Annotated in this window: 4 protein-coding genes; all 4 read right to left on the bottom strand. The window is 45.2% G+C overall.

What is annotated here, in order from left to right:
• On the bottom strand, positions 1-187 hold a 187-nt coding region (locus AACT42_RS01260; protein WP_254918690.1), incomplete at its 3' end, for an RHS repeat domain-containing protein.
• A 213-nt stretch (positions 188-400) separates the two neighbouring features.
• Complete coding sequence (locus AACT42_RS01250; RefSeq protein WP_237666805.1) at positions 401-955, bottom strand: hypothetical protein; 555 nt, start codon at positions 953-955, stop codon at positions 401-403.
• Positions 956-1,177: 222 nt separating this feature from the next.
• Positions 1,178-1,627 (bottom strand): hypothetical protein, encoded by a 450-nt coding sequence (locus tag AACT42_RS01245; protein WP_141192811.1) that lies wholly within the window; start codon positions 1,625-1,627, stop codon positions 1,178-1,180.
• Positions 1,588-2,462: RHS repeat domain-containing protein (locus AACT42_RS01240; protein WP_254918689.1), on the bottom strand; the 875-nt coding region annotated here is incomplete at its 5' end. The genes AACT42_RS01240 and AACT42_RS01245, both read right to left, overlap by 40 nt.

Genomic DNA, 2,462 nt, shown 5'->3' with positions numbered 1-2,462 from the left:
GTGGCTCAACCCGAGCCAACAAGCCATTGCTATAGTACGAGTAATGGGTTATTGAACCGTCAGGCCCTGTCACGCTGGCACGTTGGCCAAACTCGGTATAGGTCATTTGGGTTTGGCGCGTTTCTGGATCCGTAATAGCAGTTACGTCACCAAACGTGTTGTATTCATAGGACCAAACCGCCCCCATTGGGTTGGTGTAGCACAGTAACCAACCTTGTTCGTTGTACTCGTAGGCGTGTTCTGCACCATTTGGCTCAATGGCACTGGTTACGTTACCCCAATCGTCGTAGGTGTATTGAACGGTTTCACCGAGTGCATTCTCATGGCTAATCAGCAGATCATTTTGCCAAACACTTTTGGTTGGATTGCCAAATTCATCAACAATTTGCAGAGGTCTGTTTTAATCATCAAGGTGAAGCGCTTGGGTACCACCAAAAGCCCGATGATAGTAGTGAATATGGTTTTCATCATCGTAGGTGATCCCATCATCCCAGTAGCCGCCAGAGCATCGCGTCGCAATGGAGCGGCCCTTATCGTCATAATCGTGCTCTACCCAGGTTTGAGAAAGATCATTCCAGCGCGTTAAGTAACCTTCTTTACTGTATTGATAGTCAAAACTGCGCCCTGCATCCGCACGGACAGACAGTAAAAATCCATTTTTGTCATAGCTGTATCGCGCAAGCACAACCGTTGGCGTTTTATCTGCTTCACATAGCGTGAGTGTTTGAATTCGATTTCTTTGCGTTTCAACTTGGATTAGCCGCCCATCGCAAAGTACAACCCACTTTAAACAACCACGATCGTAAACAAACTGTGTAGCATTCCCATACGCATCTTGCTGTTTAGTAAGGCGTAGTGTTGTGCCGACTGCATATTCAAAATGATACTCAAGGCCGTTCTTGTTTTTTAAGAACAAATCACCGTGTTCACCGCGATGTAATCGCCATTGCGGCATTAGATCTGAACGAGTCGGTGAACCTTGATAAGGTGCGTCAAAAAAGGCTATCGAGACAAATTGAAGGGACAGACACTACAAAGGACAGTCATTGTCAAGGCACACACCCATTCAAACGTCACTTGCTACTGCCGAGATTTAACCGCTAGTCTATCGTAACAAGAGCCAACCAAAGCCTCACGCTTAGTTAGCATATAGCCTTTATTGTGGTGTCTGTCCGTATTATATTGAGTTTAAGTATATCGTCAGATTTTCTTCAATATCATTTAAACAATACGACACACCAAAAGTACCGTTAGGGACTATAAAAGATTGGTTCTTCCCCGCCATGCAAAGGAGTTCATGATCAAATTCAGCTAAATAGCCAAGGCCAATGACTGATACCTCACCGGAGGAACAAAAAACTCCAAGTTCTTGACTGCCATTACCATCGTTAACGATCACATCGATGTTGTATAAACCATCATCAACATTAAAAATGGGCAACAGCACTCCCTTTTCAACCAGCTCTCCACCATTATTTTCAATTAAATAATCGAGAATATTATTATCACCAAGCTCATTATTCATAAAACTGATAACATCAAACTTTGAATAAAGAGCAAACGCATTTAGCTCCGGAAACAACATTTTTAACACCCCTTTTTGGTTCTCAACTGCTGATGATGCCATTCTTCAAGTTTATCAAATGCTTCAAGAGGAGTAACATTTTCAGCAAGAATCTCTCCCGTAGCTGGTATTTTGAGATTACCTTTTATCCAATCTAATTCACCCAAACCAGCTTTACTTGCTGAAATTAGCTCCTCCGGGCTACCAGTCCATGGCCCTTGAACTTTCCCAACATAAGGTCTTTGCGCTCTATGGATTGCCTCATGAGAACCTGCGATATAAGGTTCATTGAAAAAGAAAGTAGGAGTCGTTGAACTGGAAGCGAGGTGCTCCCAGCCCATACTTTTAGCTTTGTTTTTGTAGATTAAATGATGGCCTTGCTTAGTTGGGTTAGGCCACGGCATCAACCCCAACGGATCAACCCACTCCAGCGGGTTAAACACGTACGCCTGTGGCCTTAACCCTCCCGCAAACCCGATTGGGTCTGGGCTTAGGTACTGGCCACTGTCTGCATCGTAATAGCGATTAACGTTGTAGTAAAGGCCAGATTCGCGGTCTTCTATTTGCCCTTGGTAACGCAGGTCACAGTAGAGCTCATCATTTTGAGCGTTTTCTCTAAAACCATGATTAGGAAGCGTATTTCGTTGTTGGTAATGCCCCCATAAGGCTTGCTCCCCTTGCCAAACTACGTCGCCATTTTCACTGCACAGCTCCTGTGGCGTGCCTGCATGGTCAGTCACGATATAGTGTAGCTGAGAATCTTGGTTGGCCTTATGCGTCACCTGCGCGAGTGGGCGAAAGCTCTCTGGCTCGTACAGGTATTCGATTGTCTGAACAACACTGCCATCGGCGGTCTTTTGGCTGTGCTGGACAATAGTTGCCCCACCCCCCCAAAACC

The sequence above is a fragment of the Vibrio sp. V15_P4S5T153 genome, assembly GCF_963874485.1.
GTDB lineage: Bacteria > Pseudomonadota > Gammaproteobacteria > Enterobacterales > Vibrionaceae > Vibrio > Vibrio anguillarum.
This window is presented reverse-complemented; position numbering and strand designations above follow the sequence as displayed.